The following is a 20,350-nucleotide window of genomic DNA, read 5'->3' as shown; positions in this document are numbered from 1 at the left end:
CCCTCAGTCCCATTCCAGGCCGCCGCGCCGCCATACGTACGCGTACGCGACGAAGACGGTGAGCACGAAGAGCAACATCTCCACGAGCCCGAAAACACCCAGGGCGTCGAAGGTGACGGCCCAGGGGTAGAGGAAGACGATCTCGATGTCGAAGACGATGAAGAGCATCGCCGTCAGGTAGTACTTGATGGGGAAGCGCCCGCCGCCGGCCGGCGTGGGGGTCGGCTCGATACCGCACTCGTAGGCCTCGAGCTTGGCGCGGTTGTACCGCTTCGGCCCGATCAACGTGGCCATGACCACGGAGAAGATCGCAAAGCCTGCCCCGAGGGCTCCCAGTACGAGGATGGGCGCATACGCGTTCACCGCTCCTCGCTCCTCTCAGTCGGCACTGACTGCTGGCGATGACGTAGGGCTGAGCAGCCCCGCAGGTTCCACGGACTCCGCCCGTCCCGGCGAAGATCGCGAACATGTGAAGCAGGTCACAAGCCCAACTGCCTCGCATCTTATGCCCGCCGCTCTGTGATCTGCGACACGGGGTATTACACAAGCTTTGTGATCTCCACCACCTGACGAAGGATCATGAAGTCATATCGACAGTGATCTTCATACGTGAAGCGTCAGAGTGATCACAAGAAGTGACATTTGCGCCCGTCACCGCAGGAATCGCGGGTCGTCTCCATATCAAGAGGCTTCCCTTGCATGCAAATTGGCGATGGACGCAGGGCCCTGATAGAGGCACGCGTTCACACATCAGAGGGAGACGGGGCCGGGGTGTGGACGCGTGTACGCGTTCACAAGCGGAGGCGGCCGTGCCGGACGCGCGGGACGCGGCCGCCGGGGAGACCGTTCCGTGACCTCCGCCACACTCGTGAGGGGCGCCTAAGAACGGGGCTTGGCCAACGGTCTCAACCGGTGGTAGGCAGCGGGCAATCCGGGCGTAACGACGAAAGTGCATGATCACAGGCTTGATCACCCGCGTCCGCAATGTCCGTTACGGCGTCAATAAAGAACCCGGGCCAGGGAATTTGGGGCGCCCGTTGAACAACTGTGGCGCAGCACACGTTTCTTGAAGGTATGGAGGAGCCCCTGATACCGGTTGTACCCATGTCCCACACCGCTCACATACGCAGCCACCGGAAACCCCGCCGCAGCGCGTCGACGATCGCGATGCGGGCCGGAGTCGCCAGTGGTGTCCTCGGCACGCTGGCCGTCGCCACAGCAGCCGGCACGGCCAACGCCGCCGAGCCGGTGACGCAGACGCTCGAACTGCCCGTCCTCACGGGCGACCTGGCCGCCCAGGTCGCGCAGTCCGCTCAGGCCACGCAGCAGGCCGCGGCGAACTACCAGTTGCAGGCCGAGCGCGACGCGGCCGCCACCGCAGCGGCCAAGGAGGCCAAGAAGGACCTCGCCGACGCCAAGGCCGAGGCGAAGAAGAAGGCCGAGGCCGCCCGCAAGGCCGCCGCCGAGCGGGCCACGCGCGCCGCCGAGCGGACCACGCTCACCTCGACGTCGAGCAGCAGCAGCAGCTCCGACAGCACGAGCAGCTCCACGGCGACCGGTTCGGCCGCGGCCGTCATCGCCTTCGTGAAGGCACAGATCGGGGACGCCTACGTCTCCGGCGGCACCGGCCCGAACTCCTGGGACTGCTCGGGTCTGATGCAGACCGCCTTCAAGCAAGTCGGCGTCGACCTGCCGCGCGTCTCGCAGGACCAGTCGACCTTCGGCACCCAGGTGTCGCTGGACAACCTGCTGCCGGGCGACATCCTCTACTGGGGAAGCGCGGGCAGCGCCTACCACGTGGCGGTGTACGTCGGCGACGGCATGTTCGTCGGCGCGCAGAACCCGTCCACCGGTGTGGCCGAGAAGCCGCTGTCGTACGACCCGCCGACCGGCGCGGTACGGGTGCTCTGACACCCCCTGGTGCCCCTGAGGGCACCTCATGCACGCAAGGGCCGCAGCCGCTCGGGGGCAGCGGCCCTTCGAGCACTGCCGGCTCGCACGGCGGGTACGTGGGGCGGACAGGCGCGGTCCCGCGAGCCGCTCTTTCGGCGTGCGCGCCGGCTCGACAGCCTCACCGGCCGTCGCCAGAACGCGCGTAGAGGCCTCCAGCCGCCTCCAGGACGCGCGCAGAGGCCCCCAGCCCACTCCCGGCCGTCTCTCCGACGGGCCGGCGCGCACCGGCCGACTTCGGGACGCGCGCGGGCGCTCCGGCCGGTCTTGTGGCCGTGCCCTCCCGCACCCCGCCCTCCCGCGCGCCGTCCTCCCGCGCGCCGTCCTCCCGCGCGCCGTCCTCCCGCGCGCCGCTCTCCCGCGCGCCGTCCTTCGTGTTGCCGACGGGCCGGGTCGGCGACGTCGCCAATCGCGTGCCGGACGCCCGCTTTTCGCTGCGAACGGGAACAAAAAGGGCGGACCGGCGGGAAGAGGTCTTCGCGCCGGCCCGCGGTGCCCCGTTCCGGAGGGGCCCAGCCGCGGTCAGGCCTTCGGGGCCACCTTGCTCAGGCCGTTGATGATGCGGTCCATCGCGTCGCCGCCCGTGGGGTCCGTCAGGTTGGCGAGCATCTTCAGGGTGAACTTCATCAGCAGGGGGTGGGTCAGGCCGCGCTGGGTCGCGATCTTCATGACCTTCGGGTTGCCGATGAGCTTCACGAAGGCGCGGCCCAGTGTGTAGTACCCGCCGTAGGTGTCCGCGAGGACCTGCGGATAGCGCTGGAGGGCCAGTTCGCGCTGGGCGGGGGTGGCGCGGGCGTGGGCCTGCACGATGACGTCGGCGACGATCTGGCCGGACTCCATGGCGTAGGCGATGCCCTCGCCGTTGAAGGGGTTCACCAGGCCGCCGGCGTCGCCGACCAGCAGCAGGCCCTTGGTGTAGTGGGGCTTGCGGTTGAAGGCCATGGGGAGGGCGGCGCCCCGGATCGGGCCGGTCATGTTTTCGGGGGTGTAACCCCAGTCCTCCGGCATGGACGCGCACCAGGCCTTGAGGACCTCGCGCCAGTCGAGCTCCTTGAAGGAGTCGGAGGTGTTGAGGACACCCAGGCCGACGTTGGACGTTCCGTCGCCCATGCCGAAGATCCAGCCGTAGCCGGGCAGCAGCCGGTCCTCGCCCGGGCCCCGGCGGTCCCAGAGTTCCAGCCAGGACTCCAGGTAGTCGTCCTCGTGGCGCGGGGAGGTGAAGTAGGTGCGGACCGCGACGCCCATCGGGCGGTCCTCGCGGCGGTGCAGGCCCATCGCCAGCGAGAGACGGCTGGAGTTGCCGTCGGCGGCCACCACGAGCGGGGCGCGGAAGGTGACTTCGCGTTTCTCCTCGCCCAGCTTGGCGTGCACGCCGATGATGCGGCCGGTGCGGTCGTCGACGATCGGGGCGCCGACGTTGCAGCGCTCGTAGAGGCGGGCGCCGGCCTTCTGGGCCTGGCGGGCGAGCTGTTCGTCGAAGTCGTCCCGCTTGCGGACGAGTCCGTAGTCGGGGAAGGAGGCGAGATCCGGCCAGTCCAGCTGGAGGCGGACCCCACCGCCGATGATGCGCAGGCCCTTGTTGCGCAGCCAGCCGGCCTCCTCGGAGATGTCGATGCCCATGGCCACGAGCTGCTTGGTGGCTCGTGGGGTCAGGCCGTCACCGCACACTTTCTCGCGCGGGAACTCGGTCTTCTCCAGGAGGAGTACGTCGAGTCCGGCCTTGGCGAGGTAGTACGCGGTCGTGGAGCCGCTCGGCCCCGCGCCGACGACGATCACATCGGCGGTGTTTTCGGAGAGGGGCTCGTTCACGACGGTCACGGCGGGATCTCCCCAAGTTCGGAATCTTCGTGCCGACCGGCACTGGACATGGGCAGTCTATTCAGCAGAATTGATCACCCGGCTGAAGGGCTGCACCGTGAACCGAGCTCTCCCCGTAGTACGGCTGCGTGTCCCCACGGACGAGGACGCGCTCACCTGGCACCGGGTCTTCGACGACCCGGACGTGATGGAGTTCCACGGCGGCAGGTCCGCGGAGCTGTCCGCCTACGAGGAGCTCACCGCCCGCCAGCGCCGGCACGACGCCGAGCGCGGCTTCTGTCTGTGGACGATGCTGGACCGGGACGACCGGGTCATCGGGTTCACGGGCGCCCAGCCGTGGCCGCAGCAGTGGGGCCCCGAGGGCGAGATCGAGATCGGGTGGCGGCTCGGGCGGGAGCACTGGGGGCAGGGATATGCGACGGCGGCCGCGCAGATGACGCTGGAGCGGGTGCGGGCGGCCGGGGTGCCGGGGGTGGTGGCCATGGTCGACGCGCGCAACACGCGGTCCATCGCCGTCACGGAGCGGCTGGGCATGCGGCTCGCGGAGGTCTTCACGACGCCGGAGTCGCGGCGGGAGGGGCGCTGCTACCGCCTCGCCTGGTGACCTCCGGCACCGAACCCGCCGCCGGTCACCCTCCGTAGTCATTGGCTACAGAAAGACACTCGGCTCTTCCGGACGGCACCCCCGGGCGGTTACCCTTCCAGTACCGCTGGGGGTGACATTTGTGCTCATACCACCCAAAAAACCCGACGTGCGTGTGCCGAGACTCGTCGGTCTGATGGCTGTGGACGCGCGCGAGGCGGCCGCTGCACAAGGTGTACTGCTGGCCGCACCGGACCGGCCCGAGTTCCACCGCGCGGTCGTGGACTACGTCGTACGGCAGTACCCGCCACCCGGTGTCGAGGTGCCGCGCGGCGCCGTCGTCACCGTGTGGTTCGAGTTCGGCGAAGGCGAGGGCGGCGGAGGCGCGGGCGTGCGTGAGCCTCGGGTGCCCAGACCGGGCGGAGGCGGGCTGCAGCGCGAGCTGGACGGGCCAGGACATCCCTTCGCGGCGATCACCGGGTAGCGGCAGGGCAGCCGGAGTCGGCCCGCACCGCACCGCACCGCACCGAGCGCCGCAGCCCCACCGGGCGCCGCAGCCGTATGGAGGGTCGGAGCCGCACTGTGCGTCCGGGCCGCACGAGTTGTCCGAGCCGCACGAGTGGTCCGGCCGCACGAGTGGTCCGGGCCGCGCTGACGCGCGAGGCGGGCTCAGGCCTCCTTGAAGCCTCGGTGCAGGGTCACCACGCCACCCGTCAGGTTGCGCCAGGCGACCTTCGACCAGCCGGCCTTGCGCAGGTGTTCGGCGAGGGCGGGCTGGTCCGGCCAGGCGCGGATGGACTCGGCGAGGTAGACGTAGGCGTCCGGATTGGAGGAGACCGCGCGGGCGACCGGGGGCAGCGCGCGCATCAGGTACTCGGTGTAGACGGTCCGGAAAGGCGCCCAGGTCGGGTGCGAGAACTCGCAGATCACGACGCGTCCGCCGGGCCGGGTCACCCGGTACATCTCGCGCAGGGCCGCGTCGAAGTCCTGCACGTTGCGCAGGCCGAAGGAGATGGTGACGGCGTCGAAGACGTCGTCCTTGAAGGGCAGTCGCGTGGCGTCCCCGGCGGTGAACGGCAGCCAGGTGTGGTTCCTCTTCCCGACCTGGAGCATGCCGAGGGAGAAGTCGCACGGGACGACATAGGCGCCGGTCCGCGCGAAGGGGAGGGAGGACGTCGCCGTACCCGCGGCGAGGTCCAGGACCTTCTGGGCGGGGCGGGCGTCGACCGCCTTCGCGACCTCCTTGCGCCACCTCCGGTCCTGGCCGAGCGACAGGACGTCGTTGGTCAGGTCGTACCGTTCCGCCACGCGGTCGAACATCGAGGCGACTTCGTGGGGCTGCTTGTTCAGGGAAGCACGGGTCACCCGCCCATTGTGGCAGCCCCCTCCTCACCGGCTCACGGCAGGAGCCTCGGCTTCTTCCGTGCCGCGACGTCCTCGACCCACCCGCAGAGCAGCACGAACAGGGCGATCAGCAGCCAGCCCACGCCGAACATGAACCACTGGCTCTCCAGCGGCAGGTACTTCTCGAAGGCCGGGATGTCCCAGAACCGGTCGATCAGCGGCACGGCCAGGATCAGGGCTATCTCGTGCCAGAGGTAGATCGTCACCGCGCGCGCGTTGAAGACGGTGACGATGCGGTTCGTGCGCCGGAAGCGGGTGAGCCAGGCGAAGTCGATCCCGAAGTACGCCTTCGCCCACATCAGCAGCATGACGAAGCCCGCCGACCAGAACGCCTGCGCGAGGGGGTCCTCGTCGAGGTCGTAGGTGCCGAACTCGGCCTGGTGCGTGAAGGCGTACCAGCCGCCGAATCCGATCGCCGCGAGCGACATCACGACCACCAGGGCCGGCTTCATGCGCTGCAGGACGCCGTCGCGGTGCGCGAAGCCGAGCATCCAGCAGAAGAGGTACGTCGACAGGTCCCACATCGCGGTGCCGACGCGGTTGTCCGGGCCCGCCCACACGAAGGTCAGCACCAGGATCGGCGCGAGGGAGAGCACCAGCACGGGAACCCGGGCCAGCCGGAACAGGCGCAGCAGGAGCGGGGAGAGCAGGACGAACCAGAGGTACGTCCGCAGGTACCAGAGGATCTCCCAGGCCTGCTGGCCCCAGGCGTTGCCCGGCGGGTCGCCGAGCGGCACGACCCAGTAGACGATCTCCCAGCCCGGCATCCAGTCGTGGATCAGCATCGCCAGGACGACGAAGACGCCCCAGAACCAGAAGGGGGGAAGGAGCCGGCGGAAGCGGCTCTTCACCACCTTCAGCGCCGGACGCTCCAGGGACTTCGCCATCAGGGTGCCGGCCAGGCCGAACATGATCCCCATGGAGGGGAAGACCATGCCCGCCCAGGCCCAGCCGAAGGTGTGGTAGGCAACGACACGGATGAGGGCGAGGGCGCGGAGCGTGTCGAAGTAGCGGTCGCGCTGGGGAGCAGCGGGCCTGGACGGGGGCGGGGGCTCCTCCGTCGCCTCCTCGGCCACGGACGCCCCGGCTCCGGGCTCCCGAACGGCTTCCGGGTCCGGATCCGGGTTCGCGTCCGGGTCCGCGTCCACCGGCGGCAGGGTCGCCGTCTCCTCGACGGCGACGCCCTGCCCGTACTCCGCGTGCTGTGAGTACTCCGCGTACTCCTGCGGATACGGCTGCTGCGGATACGGCTGCTGCCCGTACTCCTGCGCATACGGCGCCTGCCCGTACTGCTGGGGAGAGGGCTGCTGGGGATACGGCTGCTGGGGATGGGGCTGCTGCTGCCCGTAGCCGTCGTACCCGTACGGGTAGGACGACGGCTGCCCGTGCTCGTAGCCGTACCCCTGGCCGAAGCCCTGCTGCTCCCAGCTCATCAGCTCACCCCGGCGGGGGTGCCGACCTCGCCGGTGCGCTTCAGCTTCTGCCAGCGCAGGCGGCCGCCGGTGAGGGCGGTGATGCAGGAGTGGATGAGGACGAGGTACATCATCTGGCGGTAGGCCAGCTGCTGGAGCGGCATCATCAGCAGGTAGCGGTACTTCTCGCGGTCCAGGCGGAACGCGTAGGCCGCGCAGCCCAGCTGCACGCCGAGGACCGCGAGCCAGGCCAGCAGGGCCGCCTGGAAGTCGACGAAGATCATCGAGTAGATCGTGAACACGTCGATGAGCGGGGCGAAGACCGGCGTGATGATCTGGAAGAGGACCACGAGCGGCATGCCCACCCGGCCGAAGCGGCCCGAAGGCCCCCTGTCCGTCAGGGACTTGCGGTGCTTCCACAGCGCCTGCATGGTGCCGTAGGACCAGCGGTAGCGCTGGGACCACAGCTGCTTCAGGGAGCCGGGCGCCTCCGTCCAGGCCTTGGCGTGCTCCTGGTAGACGACCTGCCAGCCGCCGCGGTGCATGGCGATGGTGATGTCGGTGTCCTCGGCGAGGGTGTCCTCGCTCATGCCGCCGACGTCGAGCACGGCCTCGCGGCGGAACGCGCCGATCGCGCCGGGGATCGTCGGCATGCAGCGCAGCAGGTCGTACATGCGGCGGTCGAGGTTGAAGCCCATCACGTACTCGATGTGCTGCCAGGCGCCGATGATCGTGTCGCGGTTGCCGACCTTGGCGTTGCCGGCGACCGCGCCGACCTTCGGGTCGGCGAAGGGCTGCACGAGCTGGTGCACGGCGTCCGGCTCGAAGACCGTGTCGCCGTCCATCATCACGACGATGTCGTAGCTGGCGCTGCGGACACCGTTGTTGAGGGCGGCCGGCTTGCCCGCGTTCTCCTGCCGGATGACGCGGACGTTCGTCATGCCGAGGGCCCTCGCCGCCTCGCGCGAGATCTCGGAGGTGCCGTCCGTCGAACCGTCGTCCACCACGATGATCTCGATCGGATGGGTGCTCTTCGCCAGCGACTTCAGGGTGTTGGCGATGCACTCCTTCTCGTTGTACGCCGGGACGATCACGCTGACCGGCCGGGTGACGGTCGGCCCCCAGCTGAAGCGGCGCTTGTTGCGCTTTCTGTAGTGCCGGCGGGCCAGGATCAGCATCATCCCGAACCGGCCCATGACGGCCACGCCGACGATCATCAGCCCCACCGACAGTGTCGGCACGGTCCACTCGGCGAGGGTGACCGCCGCGATCAGGGCCTTGCCCTCGTAGAGCGTCACGCCGGTGGCCTCGCGGTGCGCCGACTGGAGGCGGTCGATGGTCTGCCCGGTGCCGCCGGTGCCGCCCTCGCCGTTGGGCACGTTGCCGGACTGCCCGCCGGTCGCCCCCTCGGTTCCCGTCGCTCCCCCGGTTCCCGCGGTCCCCGCGGTCCCCTCGGTCGCCGTCGCCGCGCCGGCCCCGGCCGCACCCGCGGCCTGCTGCTGGCCCGTACCAGAGGCCTCCCGGGCCGCGGCGTTCTGCTCCTGCATCACACCGCTGATGGTGGTGAAGGTGTAGCCCGCGGCCTTCATCTTCTTGATGTACGTCGGCAGCGCCTTGATCGTCTGTGAGCGCTCGCCACCCGCGTCGTGGAAGAGCACCGACGCGCCCTTGCCGTCCTCCGGCGTGGCCCCCTCGATGATCTTCGAGACGCCCGGCTTCTTCCAGTCGTCGCTGTCCGTGTCGACGAAGACGCTGGTGTAGCCGTCCTCGCCGAGCTCCTTGTAGACGGGCCAGCTGTAGTTGTCGATGGCGTCCGTCTCGGAGGAGTACGGGGCGCGGAAGAGCGTCGTCGTGATGCCGGCCGCGCCCGCGAGGGCGAGCTGGGTCTGCTCCATCTCGCGGTCGACGCGTGCCTCGGACTGGTAGGAGAGGTCGACGTGGGTGAAGGTGTGGATGCCCACCTCGTTGCCCTCGTCGACCATGTCCTTCACGATGTCCGGATAGCGCGAGACCATCGAGCCCACCAGGAAGAACGTGCCGGGCACGTCGTACTCCTGGAGGATCTTCAGCACCTGGGGCGTCCAGGTCGGGTTCGGGCCGTCGTCGAAGGTCAGCGCGATGGTCTTGTCCGGCACCGAGACGGTGGTGGCCTGGCCGCCCTGGAAGGTCAGGATCGGGCCGCCGTCGAGGACCTTCTCGGGCACCTTGCTGGCGCTGGCCCCGGTACGCACCCGCTGGTCCCCGCCGACCTCGGCGCGCAGATAGCCGTCGAGGAGCATCACGCTGGTCAGCGCGAGGAGGAGCAACAGGGCGAGGATGACACGCGGTTTCTGGAGCGCCGCGGCCTTGCCCGCCGCCCGCTCCATACGGGTCGGGGCACGGCGGCGGCCGCGCGAGGAAGTGGTCGTCATGGGAGTGCCTGAACTCCGGTCAGTTGGCGGCCGCGGAGGCGGTCGCGGTCGGGGTGGAGCTCGGCGGCTCGCCGGTGGCGACGCCCGTGGGCGGAGTACCGGTGGGCCTCGAGGGCGGGGTGCCGATACCGCCCTGCGGCTGGGCGCCGCCGGGGCCGGAGTTCTGGGAACCGCGCGGGCCTCCGTTGCCGAACGGCAGCAGGGAGGACGGGGCCAGGGAGGTGCCCCAGCCCATGAAGGCGGCGCCGAGGACGACGGCGTACACAAGACAGCCGACCCCCATCAGGAGGCCGATCCGGCGCAGCAGCTTGGACCTGCGTCCGGAGGTGTCAACGAACACGGGCCCCTCGGCGGAGGCGTCGTCACGTTTGCGGCCGCGACGGCTGCCGCGAGCGGCGGCACGGCTTTCGATGGCAGGCTCGGATTGCATTCCACGGATATTAGAGAGCCTTTATGTGGCACAAACTCTGCGCCACTTGTGAGAGGCCCATGAGAAACGCGTGAACCTGTCTCTTCCCTGAGAGATCCCCTAATCCCCTGCGCGACACCTGCCCACCATGGGAGGGTTGATTGTCCCTTTTGGGCGGGTGGATATCACCTTTTGCGCGGTTACCTCCATGAACTGTCTGTGTGTCCACTGTTCCCGCGCGATCCGCCCACTTGTGAGACATTTCCATTTGGGAAACACGCTTTGTTTCCATGCTGAGACAGAAATCACGAGAGCGGGTGCATACGCAATGAGGAGTTTCCCGATGCCGATGGCCGGGGTCACCTGCCTGTTTGCCCTGGCCGTTACAGGATGCTCCGCGGGGTCCGACGACAGCACGTCGGACGCGGCACCACCCGCGGAGAGCGAACAGGCAAGCAGTCCCTCACCATCGACCAGCGCCACATCCTCCAGTACCGGCACCTCCTACGCGCCCTACGTGAGCGCGGTGGAGGCCGACGACAACGACTCGGCAGGCTCGCCGACGACGTACAACCTGGCGTTCGTCATCTCCGGCGGCAGCGGCTGTACGCCGAAGTGGAACGGTACGAACGCCATCGGCGACTCCGCCGTGAAGTCCCGCATCTCGGCGCTGACCGAGTCGGGCGCCACGGCGCGCGTCTCCTTCGGCGGGGCCTCCGGCAAGGAGCTGGCGGCCACCTGTGACAGCGCGTCCGAACTCGCGGAGGCGTACGGCGAGGCGCTCGACGCGGCCGGCTCCAGCCAGGCCGACTTCGACATCGAGGGCGACGAACTGACCGACTCCGCCTCGGTCGCCCTGCGTTCCCAGGCGATCGCGGCCCTCCAGGAGGAGCGCCCTGACCTCGAGGTGTCCTTCACCCTCCCGGTGATGCCCTCCGGGCTGGACGCCGACAGCCTGGCGCTGCTGGCGTCCGCGAACAAGTACGACGTCCAGGTCTCCACCGTCAACCTCATGACGATGAACTACGGCGAGTCGTACGCCGGTGACATGGGCGGGTACGCGATCACGTCGGCGACGGCCGCGCAGGCGCAGCTCAAGAAGGCCTTCGGGACGACGGACGCCGCCGCGTGGAAGGGGATGGCGCTCACCTCGATGATCGGCACCAACGACGTCGACAACGAGACGTTCTCGCTCGCGGACGCGGCACAGGTGCGGACGTTCGCCGAGGAGAAGGGCATCTCCTGGGTGTCCATGTGGTCGACGTTCCGCGACCAGCAGTGCGAGGACGGCTCGTCCACGGACGACGCGTTGACCAATTGCAGTGGGGTCGAACAGAGTGCGGGGGCGTTCGCGGAGGCGTTCTCGAAGTAATGCCCGAAACAGCGCCCGGAGGTTCGGTCGTATGTCGGCTGCCGGGGCGTCGTGGCTGGACGCGCCCGCGCGGCGGAGCCGCACGATGTCACAGGCCCGCGCCCCTGCAAGGGCGCGCTCAGCGCCGCCGGTACACCAGGCGGCCCTCGATCACCGTGGCCACGCAGGTTCCCGCGCCCCGGGCCGGCAGGGCCGCCTCGTCGGGCACGTCGAAGACGGCGAAGCGGGCGGCGGAGCCCCGTTCCCTGGGCGGGGCGAACTCCACCGGCAGGCCGCAGGCGTACGGATCCAGCGAGGGCGCCCCGCCGGGGCTTCCGGGCCGGCCCACCACCGCAAGTCCGGAGCGGGCCACCGCGTCCCGCACCGCGCGCCGGCGCAGTTCCTCGCAGGCCACGGCGACCGTGCCGTGGGCCAGCATGCGCTGCACCCCGCGCCGGGCGCTGGCGCCCCAGCGGGCGTCGTCCGGGGCCAGGGCGATGAGCGCGTCCCCGGTCAGCGGGTCGGTGCCCAGCTCGTCGGCCTCGCGCGGGTCGGGGTGGTAGGCCGCCTCCAGCAACTCCGTGCCGTGCGGGTTGACGAGACCGGGCGTCAGGATGCCGGGCCACCGGCGCACCCGCGCCGACGGATACGCGGCGACGAGCTGCTCCAGCGGGCCGGCCCCGGCGATCCAGGCGCCCTCGACGGCGAGGGCCCGGCCCCTGGAGTCGGCGTGAATCGTCTGCAAGAGGGCCCTAGTTGGAAGCGAGGAGCTTCAGCTCGGGGTGGGCCGTGCCACCGGCGATCGCGGTCGACGAGATGTGGGACATGACCCGCTCGTCCACCGGGTCGTTCGCCGGGTCGTCGTGCACGAGGAGGTGCTCGTACGTCGTCGCGCGCTGGGCCGGGACGCGGCCCGCCTTACGGATCAGGTCGATGATCTCGAGGCGGTTGGAGCGGTGCTTGGCGCCGGCCGAGGAGACGACGTTCTCCTCCAGCATGATCGAGCCGAGGTCGTCCGCGCCGTAGTGCAGGGAGAGCTGGCCGACCTCCTTGCCGGTCGTCAGCCACGAGCCCTGGATGTGCCGGACGTTGTCGAAGAACAGCCGGGCGATCGCGATCATCCGGAGGTACTCGAACAGGGTCGTCTGGGTACGGCCCTTCAGGTGGTTGTTCTCGGGCTGGTACGTGTACGGGATGAAGGCCCGGAAGCCGCCCGTACGGTCCTGCACGTCACGGATCATCCGCAGGTGCTCGATGCGCTCGGCGTTGGTCTCGCCGGTGCCCATCAGCATGGTGGACGTCGACTCGACGCCCAGCCCGTGCGCGGTCTCCATGATCTCCAGCCAGCGCTCGCCGGACTCCTTGAGCGGGGCGATGGCCTTGCGGGGACGGGCGGGCAGCAGCTCGGCGCCGGCGCCGGCGAAGGAGTCGAGGCCGGCGGCGTGGATACGGGTGATGGCCTCCTCGACCGACACCTTCGAGATCCGCGCCATGTGCTCGACCTCGGACGCCCCCAGCGAGTGGATCACCAGCTGCGGGAACGCCTCCTTGATGGCCGCGAAGTGCTTCTCGTAGTACTCCACCCCGAAGTCCGGGTGGTGCCCGCCCTGGAACATGATCTGCGTGCCGCCGAGCTCGACGGTCTCGGCGCACCGGCGCAGGATGTCGTCGAGGTCGCGCGTCCAGCCCTTGGCCTTGTCCTTGGGGGCCGCGTAGAAGGCGCAGAACTTGCACGCCGTGACGCACACGTTCGTGTAGTTGATGTTCCGTTCGATGATGTACGTGGCGATGTGCTCGGTGCCCGCGTACAGCCGGCGGCGTACGGCGTCGGCGGCGGCGCCGAGCGCGTGCAGGGGGGCGTCGCGGTAGAGGTCGAGGGCCTCTTCCGGGGTGATCCGCCCGCCGTCCGCGGCGCGGTCGAGCACAGACTGGAGGTCGGCCTTCTCGGGCACCGGAGGTCCCTTTCGTCAAGGGTTGTGGACGGACCGAACCAGCCTACGCCAGCGGTCCCGGCACCCGGACGTCAGGCCGCGTACGCACCGATCAGCAGCCCGGCGAAGGTCCCGACGAGCATGAACGGCCCGAAGGCGATCGTCGTCCCGCGGCCGGCCCGTCCCACGACGGCCAGCACACCGCCGTACAGCGCGCCGAGCAGGAACGCGGCGAACGTGCCCAGCATGACCGTCGCCCAGCCGTACCAGCCGAGGACGGCGCCCGTGGACAGCGCCAGCTTCACGTCGCCGTAGGCCATGCCGCCGGGGTTGACGAGATGCAGCACGAGATATCCGCCGCCGAGGGCGAGCGCGCCCAGCAGGGCCGTCGTCCAGTCGCCGGCGTGCTCGGGCAGCAGCGCGGCCGGGCCCAGCAGCGCGAGGGCGGCGGCCGCGAGCGGGAGGGTGAGCGGATCGGGCAGCCGGCGCACCCGCAGGTCGACGGCGGCCAGCAGCACCCCGGCCGGTGCGAGCAACAGCCACACGACGAGCTCGGGCCGGACACCGGTCGCCGCGGCGAGCGCGGCGCAGACGCCGGCGGTGAGGAGAGGAAGCCCGACGGCACCGGGCGCGGAGAAAGCAGAGGAGGCGGGAGTGACGGCGGGAGCGGGAGTGACGGCGGGAGGCGGAGTGACGGCGGGAGTGACGACGGGAGGCGTGGCGGGAGGGGCTGCGGGGGGCGCGTCCGCCCCGCACTTCGGCTCCGGCTCCGGCTCCGGCTCCGGTGTCGGAGCCGGTGTCGGTGTCGGTGTCGGAGCCGGCTCCGGTGTCGGCTCCGGTGTCGGCTCCGGTGTCGGCTCTGTTGCCGTTGCCGTTGCCGTTGCCGTTGCCGATGTCGGTGCCGTTGCCGTTGCCGTTGCCGGTGTCGACTCGGCGCAGCGAGCGCATCTCGCTCGCCCGAGCCACCCGTGGATCGGGTGGCCGTTCGGGCAGGTCGTCCGCCAGCCGCCGTCCCTCTCCTCCCAGGGCACGGAGAACCGGTGGACGGCCCGCGGCAGCAACGCCCCCGCGATGGCGCCCCAGAGCGCCGCGATCGTGACCAGTGCCAGGTCACCGGGAGGTGTGGTCATCGACAGAGATCCTAGGGAGCCGGAGGGGTCCTGGCGCTGACGCGTCCTCATGAAGCCTGCACGGAATCGGCCACGAAGCACCTCGCGACCGGTCGAACGTCCGTGCCATCATCCCCGGATGCGGCAGGAAGAACGGGGGCCCGGATGGCACTTCTCCCGGTGAGCCGGGCGACCTTGGAGTCCGACGCCAGGGTGCTCGCGGCGGTGCGCGCGATCGGCGAGCGCCATGGCGTGGACTACACGGACGACGCGGCCGTGAGCGAGTTGCTGGCGGAACGGCGGCGGGCCCTGGAAGCCACCCGGCACGGACCGCTGGTGTGGGTGGGAGGCCTCACCCTGGTGGCAGGTGTGCTCTGGCCCTTCATGGCGCAGCTGGTCCCGGCGCTCGCCGAGCGACTCCCGCTCTCGTACGCCCCCGCGGGTCCCCTCCTCGTCGTCGCCGTGGGCACGCTGAGCGCCGTACACCTCCGCTGGAAGCGCGCGTTGGTGCACGGCACGCTCGCCGGCTACCGGGAGGTCGTCGGCGTGGCCCGGGCCCACGGGCTGCCGGTGACGCACGTGCCGGCGTGGCTGGAGGGCAGGTCGTCCGGCGGGACCGGGAAGGGCGCGGCGCCGGTGCCCGCGTACAGGGCCGTCCCGGAGGAGGACGGGGGGACGCCCCCGCCGGGGCCGACGGCTCCATCGGCGGACTGGGCGGCACCGGACCCGTCGTCGGTCCTCCCTGGGGCGGCCCCGCCGTCACCGACGCGGTCGGCCCCGTCCGACCTGCCCCCGTCGCCCGTCCCGATCCCTCCGAAGTCCGCGGCCGTCCTCTCCTACGAGCAGGTCGCCGACGAAGGCGGATGGCACGACGAGGGCGGCTGTCTGCTGCTGTTCGGCGGGGTACTGGGCGCGGCATGGGGTGTGTCGCAGGACATGCCGGTCGCCGTCGTCGGCGCCCTGTTCCTGGTCCCGCTCGCCGTACGCGTGTGGGTGCTGGGCAGTCGGCAGGGCAAGGAGAAGGCCCGGCTGCGCCAGGAGGCGCTCGCCTATGTCCGGACGATCGCGGCGGCTCAGGCGTCCGGTGCGCGGGCGCCGGAACTGTCGCCCGTGTTGCGGAGGTTGCTCGACGAGGAAGAGGGGGCGCCGGCCCGGAAGTAGACCGTCGCCGGCTACCTCCCCCGGGCCGCCCTGCTCCTGCCCCCGCCCTTCTTGCGCAGCCTCCTCATCCGGTCCCGCTCCTGCGCGCGACGTGCCGCGGTCACCGTGCCGCGCCGGCGGTACCGGAGCCAGCCGAGCAGTGCGGCCGTGGCCGCGTAGGCGAGGAACACGCTGCCGGTGCCCGGGATGTACGCGCACATCGCGTCGCCCGAACGGCAGTTGCGGCCGGGCAGCGCGCCGAGGACGTACATCAGCGCGCCGAGGGCCACCGTCCAGCAGACCGCTCCCCCGATCGCGGACCCGGCCCGCGCCGGGCGGGTACGGCCGCGCTCCCGGTCGCGTTCCGGGGAGGAGAACCAGGCGCCGCCGGCCCAGCCGGCCACCGAGAGCAGCCCGAGCACCGCGCCGGCCGTCCATCCGCCGCCGGGCAGGTCCACGAGCGCCGGCGCCGTCACGCGCACGAACCACCTCCACAGGCCCATGGCGAACAGCAGGACGGCGAGGAGGACCGCGAGGAAGAGGACGCCTCCGGCGATTCCGAGGCCGGCCCGGGACCGGGCCGGGGACCGGAACCCGGCCCGGAACCGGGACCGGAGCCGGGACGGGAACCCGCTCATTGTCCGACCTTCGACATGCGCGCCACCGGATTGCCCTCCGCCGCGCTGTCCGAGGCGTAGGTCAGGTCGTCGCCGGTCGGGGTGAGCCGGATCGTGTGGGGCTCGGGATTGCAGCCGCTGTGGTTGCCCTTGGCCCCGACCGAGGTGGCGACGACCTCCTTCTCCGTCACCTGCTTCAGCGTCAGGATGTCGAGACAGCTGCCGCCGAGCACATCGGTCTGCCGCAGCTCCCCCAGCTTGTCTCCCACGGCGGCCTGTCGGACCGTCACGCGGAAGGTGCCCATCGGAAGCGTGCCGCCGAGACCGCTGCCCTCGCCCTCCCAGGTGCCGACATAGCGGGCCGGGAGCGCGGTGGACGCCGCCGAGGCGGTCGGGTCGGAGCTCGAACCGCTCGCCGGCGCCGAGGAACCGACCGTCGGCGCCGAGGAGTGGGCGTCGCTGCCGGAGGCGTCGTTGCGGTTCCCGTCACCCGGCAGCAGGTGGAACAGGAACACCGACCCGACCGTGACCGCCGCCATCGCCCCCGCGACCGCGAGCGCGACGGTGCAGCTCAGCCGCCGCCCGCGGCCGCCCTCCCCCGGGGTCGCGGTGGCCGCCACGGTGACGGAGACCTTGCCCGGCCGGTCCGGGCCGGTGGCCGCCGGCCCGGCGTCCCTCGGCTGGGGGACGGGACGCGGCTCGTCGGCCGGAGCGGCGGCGCCTCCGCCCATCACCGGCGGCGGCCCGAACTCCCCCAGCGTCACCGCCGGGCTCCCCGTGGTCACCGCCGGGCTGCTGAACCCCACCGGTCCGGACAGGGCCGGCTCCGCACCGGCCCCCGTCCCCTCCAGATTCAGCAGCTGTACGGCGCTCCGCCCCAGTTGTTCCACCAGCGCACCCGGCAGCCACCCGCCCGCCACCAGCCGGGCCGCGCCTTCGGGGGCGAGCCGCCGGGCCACCTCGGCGGGGGTCGGCCGGGCGGTCGGGTCCTTGGACAGACAGGCCTCGACGACCGCCCGCAGTCCGCCCCGCAGCCGGCCCTCCGGCGCGCCCAGCTCGGGCTGCTCGTGGACGACCTTGTAGAGGAGGGCGGCCGAGGAGTCCCCCGGGAACGGGGGCTGTCCGGTCGCCGCGTACGCCAGCACCGCGCCGAGGGAGAAGACGTCGGCCGCGCTGGACGCGACCTTGCCGAGGATCTGTTCAGGGGCCATGTAGCCGGGCGAGCCGACCGAGACGCCGGTGGAGGTGAGCGACGCCGTGCCGTCGGTCGCCCGGGCGATGCCGAAGTCGATGAGCAGCGGACCGTCCACCGTCAGCAGGACGTTGGACGGCTTCACGTCCCGGTGCACCAGGCCCAGTTCGTGCACGGCTGCCAGCGCCTCCGCCAGGCCCGCGCCCAGCACCCGTACGGAGTGCTCGGGCAGCGGTCCGCCGCCGGAGGCGACCGCCGCGGCCAGGGACGGGCCGGCCGCGTAGCCGGTGGCGACCCACGGCACCGTCGCCTCCGGGTCGGCGTCCAGGACCGGCGCGGTCCACGCGCCGCCGACCCGCCGCGCGGCGTCGACCTCGCGCCGGAAACGGGCGCGGAACTCCTCGTCGAGCGCGAGGTGCGGGTGCACGATCTTCACGGCGACCGTGCGGCCGCCGGCGCTGCGCCCCAGGTAGACGCGGCCCATCCCGCCGGAACCGAGGCGGCCGAGCAGCCGGTAGGGACCCACGGTCGTGGGTTCGTCGGCTCCGAGCGGCTGCATGGGACGTCCACCTCTCCCCCGAAAGGCGCCCCCGCGGGGCCCCTAGGACTCGGCAGCAGCGTAGTGCCGTGGCTACGGCCGGAGCAGCTCGACCTTCACGTCCGCCGGGAAGCCCGTCGTCGGGCCGACCCGGCGGGCGAACTCGGTCACGGCCTCCAGCTGGGGCCCGCCGAAGCGGAAGTCGAGGGTGGTGAAGTACTGCTCGAGCACGCGCTCGTCGAACTCCTCCCAGCGGGCAGCCTGCTCGGCGACCTTGCCGACCTCGTCGAGGGAGAGGTTGCGGGACTCGATGAAGGCCTCGTGGACCTGACGGGTGATGACCGGCTCGCGCTCCAGGTACTCCCGGCGGGCCGCCCACACCGCGAAGACGAACGGCAGGCCGGTCCACTCCTTCCAGAGCGCCCCGAGGTCGTGCACCTCCAGGCCGAACTTCGGTCCGTCCAGCAGGTTGGCCCGCAGCGCCGCGTCTCCGATGAGGACGGCCGCCTCGGCGTCCTGCATCATCAGGCTGAGGTCGGGCGGGCAGGTGTAGTAGTCCGGCCGTACGCCGAAACGGTCCGCCAGCAGCAGCTGGGCGAGGCGCACGGAGGTGCGGGAGGTCGAACCGAGGGCGACCCGGGCGCCGTCGAGCTCCTCCAGCGGGACCTGGGAGACGATCACGCAGGACATCACCGGGCCGTCGCAGCCGACCGCGATGTCGGGGAAGGCGACGAGGTCGTCGGCGTTCTTGAGGAACTCGACGAGGGTGATGGGCCCGATGTCGAGGTCGCCCGCCACCAGTCGCTCGCTGAGCTTCTCCGGGGTGTCCTTCGTCAGCTCGAAGTCGAGGAGCGTGCCGGTTCTCGCGAGCCCCCAGTAGAGGGGCAGGCAGTTGAGGAACTGGATGTGGCCGACGCGCGGCCGGGTGCGAGAATTGTCCACATCGCGAGGCTAGACCCCATCGGATAGCGGGGGCACTCCACCCCCTCGGTCAAGCTCTTCCGGGCATGTTCAAACATCCGGGTGACGTGATCTTGACCTCTATTGCTTTCGGGTGCCTGCATGCTAGGCTCGCCGCAAGTTGCAGTTTGGTTTCCCTTGCAGTACAGAGCCTGCGGAGCATGTAACCGCGGGCTCTCGTCGTTTTCAGACGTATGCAGTTGTGCGGCACTTGCTTTCACGCTTGCAGGGTTCTGGAGCAGGGCAACCCTTTGGGCCCAAGGAGGGCTTATGGCTACCGGAACCGTGAAGTGGTTCAACGCCGAAAAGGGCTTTGGCTTCATCGCCCAAGAAGGCGGCGGCCCCGACGTCTTCGTCCACTACTCCGCGATCAACGCGCAGGGTTTCCGCTCGCTCGAGGAGAACCAGCAGGTCTCCTTCGACGTGACGCAGGGCCCGAAGGGTCCCCAGGCGGAGAACGTCACCCCCGTCTGATCTTCAGAACCCTGAGATCGTAAGTCTGAGAGCAGTACCCAAGGAGCCCTGTGCCTTCCGGCACGGGGCTCCTGCCTTTGCCCGGCACTCCCGTGCTGTCGGCGCTCCCGCACTGTCGGCGCTCCCGTGCTGTCGGCGGGCACGGGGTTGCAGGTGGGCGTGGATTGTCAGTGGGCGCGGTTAGGGTCCCCGTCCATGACCGACACCACGGACGCCACCCCCACTCCTCCCGCCTCCGACTCCGCCTCCGTCACCGGCGCTCCCGCCACTCCCGCCGCCGCCACCCCCGGCTTCGTCGCCGTGACCCGTACCTTCTACGACGCCATCGCCGAGGAGTACGCCGAGCGCTTCCGTGGCGAGCTGGTGGACAAGCCGCTGGAGCGGGCCGTACTGACCGCGTACGCCGAGCTCGTCGGCGCCGGTGGCCGGGTGGCGGACCTGGGGTGCGGTCCCGGCCGGTCGACGGGGTTCCTCGCCTCGCGCGGGCTCGACATCTGCGGGCTCGACCTGTCGGAGTCGATGCTGGCGATCGCACGGCGGGAGAATCCGGAGATCCGCTTCGAGCAGGGCTCGATGCTGGAGCTGGACTTCGCCGACGGGAGTCTGGCGGGGGTCGTCTCCTTCTACTCCTCCATCCACACCCCTGTGGACGAGCTGCCCGCCCTCTTCGCCGGGTTCCTCCGCGTGCTCGCCCCCGGCGGCCATCTCCTCTTCGCCTTCCAGGTCGGCGACGAACCGCGCCACTACGACCAGCCGTGGGGCTACCCGGTCGCCATCGACTTCCTGCGGCGCCGCCCGGAACGGATGGCCGAGCTGCTGACGGCGGCCGGTTTCGCGATGGTGTCGCGCACGGTCCGGGAGCCGGGCCCCGCCGAGTCGACCCCGCAGGCCTTTCTCATCGCCCGCAGGCCGGCCGCGCAGGACGCCTGAGCCGGGCATGGGGTGACCCCGGCCGGGTACCGGAGTGACGGGCGAGGTCGGGGAAACTGGTGGGTATGGACATCGAGCGCAGGAACAACGTCACGGTCACCGGCAATCCGCAGGGGCCGAC

Annotated in this window: 19 protein-coding genes; 7 read left to right on the top strand and 12 right to left on the bottom strand. The window is 70.9% G+C overall.

What is annotated here, in order from left to right:
* Window positions 1-3: 3 nt before the first annotated feature.
* Window positions 4-363: an NADH-quinone oxidoreductase subunit A gene (locus ABT070_RS10155; protein WP_007383963.1), complete on the bottom strand. Its 360-nt coding sequence runs from the start codon at window positions 361-363 to the stop codon at window positions 4-6.
* 741 nt (window positions 364-1,104) lie between these two features.
* Here ABT070_RS10155 and ABT070_RS10150 point away from each other — a divergent pair.
* Window positions 1,105-1,911, top strand: coding sequence for a C40 family peptidase (locus ABT070_RS10150; protein WP_351757442.1), 807 nt, complete (start codon window positions 1,105-1,107; stop codon window positions 1,909-1,911).
* A 561-nt stretch (window positions 1,912-2,472) separates the two neighbouring features.
* Here the strand turns inward: ABT070_RS10150 and ABT070_RS10145 are convergent.
* Entirely contained in the window at window positions 2,473-3,768 is a 1,296-nt protein-coding gene (locus ABT070_RS10145) for a geranylgeranyl reductase family protein (RefSeq protein WP_351757439.1), read from the bottom strand.
* Between the two features lie 97 nt (window positions 3,769-3,865).
* Here ABT070_RS10145 and ABT070_RS10140 point away from each other — a divergent pair, with 97 nt between their 5' ends.
* The gene (locus ABT070_RS10140; RefSeq protein WP_351757437.1) at window positions 3,866-4,372 is read left to right on the top strand and encodes a GNAT family N-acetyltransferase; all 507 of its coding nucleotides are present in this window, start codon (window positions 3,866-3,868) and stop codon (window positions 4,370-4,372) included.
* 148 nt (window positions 4,373-4,520) lie between these two features.
* Complete coding sequence (locus ABT070_RS10135) at window positions 4,521-4,835, top strand: PASTA domain-containing protein (RefSeq protein WP_351757434.1); 315 nt, start codon at window positions 4,521-4,523, stop codon at window positions 4,833-4,835.
* A 185-nt stretch (window positions 4,836-5,020) separates the two neighbouring features.
* Here the strand turns inward: ABT070_RS10135 and ABT070_RS10130 are convergent, their stop codons facing one another.
* From ABT070_RS10130 to ABT070_RS10115, 4 genes are read right to left on the bottom strand one after another with little or no spacing between them, the layout of a single operon-like run.
* Entirely contained in the window at window positions 5,021-5,716 is a 696-nt protein-coding gene (locus ABT070_RS10130) for a demethylmenaquinone methyltransferase (protein ID WP_057602793.1), read from the bottom strand.
* Between the two features lie 32 nt (window positions 5,717-5,748).
* Window positions 5,749-7,188 carry an acyltransferase family protein gene (locus ABT070_RS10125; RefSeq protein WP_351757431.1) on the bottom strand — a complete coding sequence of 480 codons (1,440 nt, stop codon included), beginning with the start codon at window positions 7,186-7,188 and terminating at the stop codon, window positions 5,749-5,751.
* Window positions 7,188-9,578 carry a bifunctional polysaccharide deacetylase/glycosyltransferase family 2 protein gene (locus ABT070_RS10120; protein ID WP_351757428.1) on the bottom strand — a complete coding sequence of 797 codons (2,391 nt, stop codon included), beginning with the start codon at window positions 9,576-9,578 and terminating at the stop codon, window positions 7,188-7,190. Before ABT070_RS10120 ends, ABT070_RS10125 begins: the two co-directional genes overlap by 1 nt.
* A 19-nt stretch (window positions 9,579-9,597) precedes the next feature.
* Entirely contained in the window at window positions 9,598-10,008 is a 411-nt protein-coding gene (locus tag ABT070_RS10115) for a hypothetical protein (protein ID WP_351757425.1), read from the bottom strand.
* 307 nt (window positions 10,009-10,315) lie between these two features.
* On the opposite strand from ABT070_RS10115, the gene ABT070_RS10110 reads away from it, so the two are divergent.
* Complete coding sequence (locus tag ABT070_RS10110; RefSeq protein WP_351757422.1) at window positions 10,316-11,359, top strand: chitinase; 1,044 nt, start codon at window positions 10,316-10,318, stop codon at window positions 11,357-11,359.
* A gap of 118 nt (window positions 11,360-11,477) precedes the next feature.
* Here ABT070_RS10110 and ABT070_RS10105 read toward each other — a convergent pair whose 3' ends face one another.
* The 3 genes from ABT070_RS10105 to ABT070_RS10095 all read right to left on the bottom strand — a co-directional run bounded on the left by ABT070_RS10105 (window position 11,478) and on the right by ABT070_RS10095 (window position 14,399).
* Window positions 11,478-12,083 (bottom strand): hypothetical protein, encoded by a 606-nt coding sequence (locus ABT070_RS10105; RefSeq protein WP_351757419.1) that lies wholly within the window; start codon window positions 12,081-12,083, stop codon window positions 11,478-11,480.
* 7 nt (window positions 12,084-12,090) lie between these two features.
* On the bottom strand, window positions 12,091-13,290 hold the full coding sequence (gene mqnC, locus ABT070_RS10100) for a cyclic dehypoxanthinyl futalosine synthase (protein ID WP_351757416.1): 1,200 nt from the start codon (window positions 13,288-13,290) through the stop codon (window positions 12,091-12,093).
* A gap of 71 nt (window positions 13,291-13,361) precedes the next feature.
* Complete coding sequence (locus tag ABT070_RS10095; RefSeq protein ID WP_351757413.1) at window positions 13,362-14,399, bottom strand: prepilin peptidase; 1,038 nt, start codon at window positions 14,397-14,399, stop codon at window positions 13,362-13,364.
* Window positions 14,400-14,543: 144 nt separating this feature from the next.
* Here ABT070_RS10095 and ABT070_RS10090 point away from each other — a divergent pair, with 144 nt between their 5' ends.
* Entirely contained in the window at window positions 14,544-15,539 is a 996-nt protein-coding gene (locus tag ABT070_RS10090) for a hypothetical protein (RefSeq protein WP_351757410.1), read from the top strand.
* Window positions 15,540-15,550: 11 nt separating this feature from the next.
* On the opposite strand, the gene ABT070_RS10085 is transcribed toward ABT070_RS10090, so the two are convergent.
* The 3 genes from ABT070_RS10085 to ABT070_RS10075 all read right to left on the bottom strand — a co-directional run bounded on the left by ABT070_RS10085 (window position 15,551) and on the right by ABT070_RS10075 (window position 18,807).
* Window positions 15,551-16,156: a hypothetical protein gene (locus ABT070_RS10085; protein ID WP_351757407.1), complete on the bottom strand. Its 606-nt coding sequence runs from the start codon at window positions 16,154-16,156 to the stop codon at window positions 15,551-15,553.
* On the bottom strand, window positions 16,153-17,886 hold the full coding sequence (locus ABT070_RS10080) for a serine/threonine protein kinase (protein WP_351757404.1): 1,734 nt from the start codon (window positions 17,884-17,886) through the stop codon (window positions 16,153-16,155). The genes ABT070_RS10085 and ABT070_RS10080 overlap by 4 nt, the downstream gene beginning before the upstream one ends.
* A 72-nt stretch (window positions 17,887-17,958) precedes the next feature.
* On the bottom strand, window positions 17,959-18,807 hold the full coding sequence (locus tag ABT070_RS10075) for a menaquinone biosynthetic enzyme MqnA/MqnD family protein (protein WP_351757401.1): 849 nt from the start codon (window positions 18,805-18,807) through the stop codon (window positions 17,959-17,961).
* A 288-nt stretch (window positions 18,808-19,095) separates the two neighbouring features.
* Here ABT070_RS10075 and ABT070_RS10070 point away from each other — a divergent pair, with 288 nt between their 5' ends.
* Together ABT070_RS10070 and ABT070_RS10065 are read left to right on the top strand one after the other, a co-directional pair.
* Complete coding sequence (locus ABT070_RS10070; RefSeq protein ID WP_003974443.1) at window positions 19,096-19,299, top strand: cold-shock protein; 204 nt, start codon at window positions 19,096-19,098, stop codon at window positions 19,297-19,299.
* Window positions 19,300-19,494: 195 nt separating this feature from the next.
* Window positions 19,495-20,229 (top strand): class I SAM-dependent DNA methyltransferase, encoded by a 735-nt coding sequence (locus tag ABT070_RS10065; RefSeq protein WP_351757398.1) that lies wholly within the window; start codon window positions 19,495-19,497, stop codon window positions 20,227-20,229.
* The last annotated feature ends 121 nt before the right edge of the window (window positions 20,230-20,350 follow it).

The organism is Streptomyces sp. NPDC002884, assembly GCF_040295245.1.
Classification (GTDB): domain Bacteria; phylum Actinomycetota; class Actinomycetes; order Streptomycetales; family Streptomycetaceae; genus Streptomyces.
The sequence above is the reverse complement of the archived record's forward strand: the minus strand, read 5'-3'. Positions and strand labels throughout refer to the sequence as shown.

Coding starts and splice junctions, on each gene's coding strand:
- ABT070_RS10150 (WP_351757442.1), top strand. CDS start 1,105: ATGTCCCACACCGCTCACATACGCAGCCACCGGAAACCCCGCCGCAGC.
- ABT070_RS10125 (WP_351757431.1), bottom strand. CDS start 7,188: ATGAGCTGGGAGCAGCAGGGCTTCGGCCAGGGGTACGGCTACGAGCAC.
- ABT070_RS10120 (WP_351757428.1), bottom strand. CDS start 9,578: ATGACGACCACTTCCTCGCGCGGCCGCCGCCGTGCCCCGACCCGTATG.
- ABT070_RS10115 (WP_351757425.1), bottom strand. CDS start 10,008: ATGCAATCCGAGCCTGCCATCGAAAGCCGTGCCGCCGCTCGCGGCAGC.
- ABT070_RS10110 (WP_351757422.1), top strand. CDS start 10,316: ATGAGGAGTTTCCCGATGCCGATGGCCGGGGTCACCTGCCTGTTTGCC.
- ABT070_RS10095 (WP_351757413.1), bottom strand. CDS start 14,399: ATGACCACACCTCCCGGTGACCTGGCACTGGTCACGATCGCGGCGCTC.
- ABT070_RS10090 (WP_351757410.1), top strand. CDS start 14,544: ATGGCACTTCTCCCGGTGAGCCGGGCGACCTTGGAGTCCGACGCCAGG.
- ABT070_RS10085 (WP_351757407.1), bottom strand. CDS start 16,156: ATGAGCGGGTTCCCGTCCCGGCTCCGGTCCCGGTTCCGGGCCGGGTTC.
- ABT070_RS10080 (WP_351757404.1), bottom strand. CDS start 17,886: ATGCAGCCGCTCGGAGCCGACGAACCCACGACCGTGGGTCCCTACCGG.
- ABT070_RS10070 (WP_003974443.1), top strand. CDS start 19,096: ATGGCTACCGGAACCGTGAAGTGGTTCAACGCCGAAAAGGGCTTTGGC.
- ABT070_RS10065 (WP_351757398.1), top strand. CDS start 19,495: ATGACCGACACCACGGACGCCACCCCCACTCCTCCCGCCTCCGACTCC.